Here is a 5,511-nt window from a genome sequence, read left to right as displayed (position 1 = left end):
GTCAACAATATTATTTAGAATTTCTTTTAAACTAGTTATTTCATTAGCTATTTCAATTGTATTGTTTGCTTTGATTTTAACAGTATCGGAAATTAGACTTAAAGTTTTTGGACTAATTACACTAAGTATATAAAAATGATGTTTGTCGAAGTGAATATCGTTATTTTTATCAAAAATATTAATGCTTGATTGTAGTAGTAAAACAGTATCACCTTTTGATAGTTCTAAACCGATATTAGATATATTTTTTGTATGAATTTCTAAATCTTCAAACTCGGGTATTGTAACTATAGCTTCTTGTGTTTGCTGTTTAAACTTCTTTATAGTGCCAATACGCATTATAAAAATGTTTGAGTAAATCCAATTTTTTATGTCTTCTTGTGCCAATGCCTGGCCATAAAGGCTTTGATTCATTCTATAAATTTCATAGTCTTCATCCATTCTAACCCCCTTTATTTTTACGTATTTTATTAGAATCATCCTCCAACTTAAGTATCAATGAGCATTCTCCTGTGTTGCTAAGTTGCGCGCTTGTTTCTTTTATGGTGGTTTTTATCATTTTTCCTAGTCCATCAATAAATGAAACTTTATCGCCAACATTTAACTTGTGTGTGTAAAATGTTTTGGCGTTCCAAAATATAAGATTTATTTTGAGTGTAGTGCCTAAAGTAATTTCTTGTTGTGGGATAAACTCAAGTCCATAATCTTCTAAGGCCTCGTAATGTACATTTTTTCCTTCTTTTTTATAATTAGTAAATATCATATGGCATTCATATCCCCTTAAGCCTGTACCAATATCAGCTATTACGTTATGAACATATACCCCTTTTATTTTGTCAATAAACTCTTTTGGTGTTGAGGCATAAATATCTTTGTCAATGATTTTAAGTCGATCCTTTTCATCCATATTAATGATATTGCGATTAGGAAATACAGATTCTATTGCTTCTTGCACCGTTTTGCCTTTAAAGTTTTTACCTTTTTTACCCTCCAATTTGCGATTGAAAAAGTTGCTTTTAGTTAATAAACGAACATCAAGCTCGACACTAAAATCTCCGCCGGGATAATCAGTGCTCATGGGGGGCCCCAAAGTTCCTGCCATTATGAAATCAAAATTTTTTTCATGAGCAAATTTTTTATAATGTATTTTTACTATATCTCCAAATTTAATATGGTCGGTAAAGTCTAAAGGCAAGTTCCAAAGTACAATTTTTGCTTGTTTGGAACTTATGGTATGAATATTTGAATACACATTAGATATGGAAATATCAACATGAATTCCATCTTGCGTATTTATTATAATTTTAGGGATTTCTTCTGGGAAAGGAATTCCATCAATTGATTTTTTTGATTTATCTACATTGTAGAATTCAATTTTGAAATCGTAACTTAGTAGCATTAATTATCCTTTATATTTTTCTAAAGAAAATGTTTTTACTATTTCCATTGATAGACTTACTTCAACTTCATCAATGAAGGGAGTGTCTTTAAGCGTAAGACTTGTAATTATAGCTAATTCTTTTAGGCCAAAAGTTGGGCTGTAAATGCTAAAAGGAACTTGAGCTTGAAGTCTATTGGCTAGTTGTTCTTTTACAAGATGAGCGTCAAAGCGGAGCATAGAATTACCAAAAGCAGTCATTTTTAGTGGAGAAATCATTTCCTTATATAAGGATGTTAGCACTCCACCGTTTAATGATATATTTTCACCAGTCATTACGGGATTGTAGCTTACATATTCTGCTTTTCTATTATAATAGTTAATTACCGGTCTTTTAGAACAACTAGTATTGTAAGTTCTTGTTAAAAGCTCATCTTTTGGCTTTATAAAAAACAATTGGGGAACATATCCAAAACCTTTTAGATCCATTCTTGGAAATAGAACCAAAAAGTTGTCTGCTCCAAAAAGAGCAAATATTTGGGTTATTACAGCTCTAATTATTTGTATAATTTCTGCTGACGACATTTTTTTATTGTTAATATCCATAAGTAATTACCTTTTATTAAAATTATGGGGTGTTGTTAGCATTGTCTTTATTTTGAGACTCTTCTTGAAGTTTCCTTAGAGATTCGCCTTCATCTCCGCCAAATAGTTTAGGTAAAATCGATTTTAATTTTGCAAAAAAATAATTAAGACTAAAAATACTTTTAATTCCTTTAATTATCGGCTGGACAATGTGTGTTTCAAATTTAAAGTCTTTAAAGTAATTAGTGATCTGTTTAACGAGTTCAAGTAATGGCTCCAAAACAGTTGTGGTCATATTTGAAAGAGTTTGCTCAGCTGAGGCCAAATTACTCTGAATACCTTCAGTAGTATTGGCTTCTTTTATAAGGCCGAAAGATTTAAAGTCATTAAACATTTCAACCATCTTAGTAATTCTGGACCCTATATCTATTTGAGCCCCGCTTTGCCAGGCGTTTTTAGTATCTTCTATATATTTATCGCCAACCTTTGAATTTTTTAGAAAATCAAAAAGCTCATTTCCTTCTCCCCTAAGCAAATTAACAACAGCTTTTACAGCATTTTCACTGTCCATAGCACCACTAGATTTAAGCATAGCTGCAAATTCTACTGCTTTTTTTAAGTTAGCTCCCTCCTTGTCATTAAGTTCCAGGTCCCGTAAAATACCTTTAAAGGCACTGGCTTGATGTAAGAATTCTTCTTTTTCTAGGTCACGCTCAAATCCCTTCATGCCGTCAAGAACCTTCAAAAGACTCTTTTTTTCTTTTGGATCATCATAAAACGCTTTATTGAGAAGTTGTGTTCTTTTAGTTTTGGTGTCTTCTTCAACCGCTTTTTTAGCAAATCCTAAAAGTCCGCCCCCGATTTTACTCATAGCGTTGCTAATAATATTTCCTAGGGCGCTACCTATTGCAATTTTGGCAACCAGTCCTTGCCCTTTGTTTGTTAGCATTTTATTTTTTATTTTTGACTCTTTTGCAAGTTCTTTATATTCCAGGCGTCTTTTGTCTCTATCGGCCATTAAAGATCTTTTGAAAGCTTCTTTTCTAGCTTTTTCAAAACCCATACCTTGTTTTATAAGTTTTTTAGTTTGAGTAAGTCTATATTTTTCAACACGCTCCCGTAAGCTTTCAAATTTAGTTTGTTTACTAAGTTCTTTTTTTTTGTTCGACAAATTATTTTTTACAATATCTTTAGTACTCTCTAAACTGGATTTTTTAGGTTTTAGATATTTTTCCATTTTGGTTATATCTTGTTCAATAGCCTTTTTTGTTGCAGCATGATCAAGAATGCCCTTAAATTTGATGGTAAATTTGTCGCTCATGATGGAGCCCTCACTTGCTTAGAATTAATTCATACAATTCTTTTTCTAATTTAATATCGGCAAGTCGATTGACCTCTAAAAGCTCGTCGTAAGGCAATTTTTTAACCGAGTCGTACGAGCAAATATTCATAATTACTGGAAAGTAGTATTTATCATTCTTTATATCTTCAAGCAAGTCAAAATACTTTTTTCTAGCCCCATTAATACTTGCAATAGTTTTGTCAATATCTCTATTTCTATACTTCATTGACCTACAACTAGTTCATTAGAATTTGATGTAAGTGAGGCAGTTACTTTTGCATAATCAAAATTATTATCAATATATTCAAAGGTAACAAAATCACCAATATTATTTTCATATTCACTCAAATATACTAATGCAGGTTTTTTTAGATCATTATCTAAATGAAAAGTATTGAATTGCGCAGTGTAAATAATTGCAACAAGATAGTCTTTGTAATAAGAAATAAATTCTCTATTTGAATCTAAAATCACATAGAATTCGTCTAAAAATTTTGGACTTATCATTAAACTTGTGATTTCTCTTAGGTATTTAACTTCGTTAAGTTTATAAACAGCGTCGCTTTGATTAAATCCTAATATTTTATCCCATTCATAGACTGGCAATACTCTAAGAGGATATTCATAAGTTTTACTTTTAGTTAAAATTTTCATTTTATATCTCATTATCATAATAAAATTTCCCTTTTAGTTTCTGTTTGGATTGGTTTTTTGGCAATTGATAGCCCTAATTTCAAAAGTAACTTTTTCAGCCTCTGCTGAATAACTTCTTGAAGGTTCTTCAGTGAAAATTGCAGAATTAGTAATAATTTTAGTAGCAATCCTATCATTGAATACTAAATCAAGCATCTTTTCATATTTGCTAACATCCATGTTATAAAACTGTTCATCTGAAATTTCAGTTAACAAAATATAGTCATGACTACCCAGTGTAACTTCAATATTGAAAATATAAGTTATGGTTTTAGGATCTCTCAAACTTATTACGGGCATTCCCTTATCTTCAGAACTAACCACTGCCCTTGTTGTAGGCTCGCTTGTAAGCTCCAGTTTCCCGCTATGTAGTTGTCTACCGCCGATTGAAAAGTAGACTTCCCTTAAATCATAAAATTGCATAATTTTTAACTCCTTTTATACTCTTAAACTATTTTGATAATCAACTATATCTTGAGAAGTAATTACTAGAGCAACAGAATTAACACTAAAGTTATAAGTAATATTTACACTAAGTTCCAATTTGAGCTGAGCAGAAGGCGATAGAATGAGCTTTAAGTCTTTGTACCCTATAATTAATCCCCTATCAACGAACCTTTTTAGCATACACTCAATTGCAGAAGTATATGCGTTGTCCCTAGACCCACTAAGCTGCAGCGCAGATAATTTACTGTTTTGCCTATTGTTTTTGTTCCAAATTCTAATAAGTTCAATAATGGCCTCATTTTTTATGTAATGATAAGTAAAAAGCTCGTCTATTGGATTACCGGCAAGATCAACGCCCTCTTTAAAAGCAGGTATACCATCAAGACCAGTTTCATTAAGAAGTGAATAAAAATTGATTTTTGCAGTCCTTAGTTTAGTAATTGCAGTATCATCAACAAGTGGTTCTGCAGCCAATTGCATTCCATAAGGATTAACAGAATGGAATATACTAGCTTGATGCAAATATTGACTTATAAATTTGAGGTGAAGATTGTCCTGATTATTACTATAAACAACAATGTTTCTAGCTTTTTCAGCATTGCTTTTATCCTTAAATAGTTCTTTTATTTCTTGCTCTTTGGTTGAGAATACGAAAAACGTTGAGGACATTTTGAACTTACTGTAGTCGTCCTTGTAAACTTTAAGTCCATCGTCTGAATTTCCATTATCACCTTGAGTATTAATCAGCACAACAAAAGAGTGCCTGTGTACTTTAAGATATTTTTTTAGTTCTTCGGGCTTATCCTTATAAATGAAAAGAACAGCCGATTTTAATGATTTCTCACTTGAATTGAAAAAATCAGACATTGCGGTTTTTAGCAATGTTTTTTCTTTTCCAAACTGTGGTTCTCCATTTCCATTATCTTTTTCTAAAGTTTCAATTTGTTGTTCATAGTTATTAACATTTAAATTCAATATCTTAAAGTTAGCATTATCTTTATTAACTTTAACTAAAATAACAAAGAATTCTCCACCTATAATTTCTATGAAATTTAGGTGGAGATGA

Annotated in this window: 8 protein-coding genes; all 8 read right to left on the bottom strand. The window is 31.1% G+C overall.

What is annotated here, in order from left to right:
- Nucleotides 1–441 (bottom strand): DUF777 family protein (locus LRB30_RS05440; RefSeq protein ID WP_231020059.1); only part of this gene is annotated, 441 nt, incomplete at its 3' end.
- Between the two features lies 1 nt (nt 442).
- A complete protein-coding gene (locus LRB30_RS05435; RefSeq protein ID WP_231020057.1) occupies nt 443–1,399 on the bottom strand; it encodes a DUF693 family protein in 957 nt (318 codons plus the stop codon).
- A gap of 3 nt (nt 1,400–1,402) precedes the next feature.
- Entirely contained in the window at nt 1,403–1,984 is a 582-nt protein-coding gene (locus LRB30_RS05430; protein ID WP_231020055.1) for a DUF792 family protein, read from the bottom strand.
- Between the two features lie 22 nt (nt 1,985–2,006).
- Nucleotides 2,007–3,284, bottom strand: coding sequence for a DUF759 family protein (locus LRB30_RS05425; RefSeq protein WP_231020052.1), 1,278 nt, complete (start codon nt 3,282–3,284; stop codon nt 2,007–2,009).
- A gap of 10 nt (nt 3,285–3,294) precedes the next feature.
- Nucleotides 3,295–3,531, bottom strand: a complete 237-nt coding sequence (locus LRB30_RS05420; RefSeq protein ID WP_231020050.1) for a DUF1322 family protein — start codon at nt 3,529–3,531, stop codon at nt 3,295–3,297.
- The gene (locus tag LRB30_RS05415) at nt 3,528–3,977 is read right to left on the bottom strand and encodes a DUF1473 family protein (protein ID WP_231020048.1); all 450 of its coding nucleotides are present in this window, start codon (nt 3,975–3,977) and stop codon (nt 3,528–3,530) included. Before LRB30_RS05415 ends, LRB30_RS05420 begins: the two co-directional genes overlap by 4 nt.
- Before the next feature lie 15 nt (nt 3,978–3,992).
- A complete protein-coding gene (locus tag LRB30_RS05410; RefSeq protein ID WP_231020046.1) occupies nt 3,993–4,421 on the bottom strand; it encodes a DUF1463 family protein in 429 nt (142 codons plus the stop codon).
- A 15-nt stretch (nt 4,422–4,436) separates the two neighbouring features.
- A partial coding sequence (locus LRB30_RS05405; RefSeq protein WP_231020044.1) for a DUF787 family protein occupies nt 4,437–5,511 on the bottom strand: 1,075 nt, incomplete at its 5' end.

The organism is Borreliella americana, assembly GCF_021043605.1.
In the GTDB taxonomy this organism is placed as follows: domain Bacteria; phylum Spirochaetota; class Spirochaetia; order Borreliales; family Borreliaceae; genus Borreliella; species Borreliella americana.
The sequence above is the reverse complement of the archived record's forward strand: the minus strand, read 5'-3'. Positions and strand labels throughout refer to the sequence as shown.

What these genes read in the sequence shown, in the direction of transcription:
- LRB30_RS05435 (WP_231020057.1), bottom strand. Translation starts at nt 1,399, where the DNA reads ATGCTACTAAGTTACGATTTCAAAATTGAATTCTACAATGTAGATAAA.
- LRB30_RS05430 (WP_231020055.1), bottom strand. Translation starts at nt 1,984, where the DNA reads ATGGATATTAACAATAAAAAAATGTCGTCAGCAGAAATTATACAAATA.
- LRB30_RS05425 (WP_231020052.1), bottom strand. Translation starts at nt 3,284, where the DNA reads ATGAGCGACAAATTTACCATCAAATTTAAGGGCATTCTTGATCATGCT.
- LRB30_RS05420 (WP_231020050.1), bottom strand. Translation starts at nt 3,531, where the DNA reads ATGAAGTATAGAAATAGAGATATTGACAAAACTATTGCAAGTATTAAT.
- LRB30_RS05415 (WP_231020048.1), bottom strand. Translation starts at nt 3,977, where the DNA reads ATGATAATGAGATATAAAATGAAAATTTTAACTAAAAGTAAAACTTAT.
- LRB30_RS05410 (WP_231020046.1), bottom strand. Translation starts at nt 4,421, where the DNA reads ATGCAATTTTATGATTTAAGGGAAGTCTACTTTTCAATCGGCGGTAGA.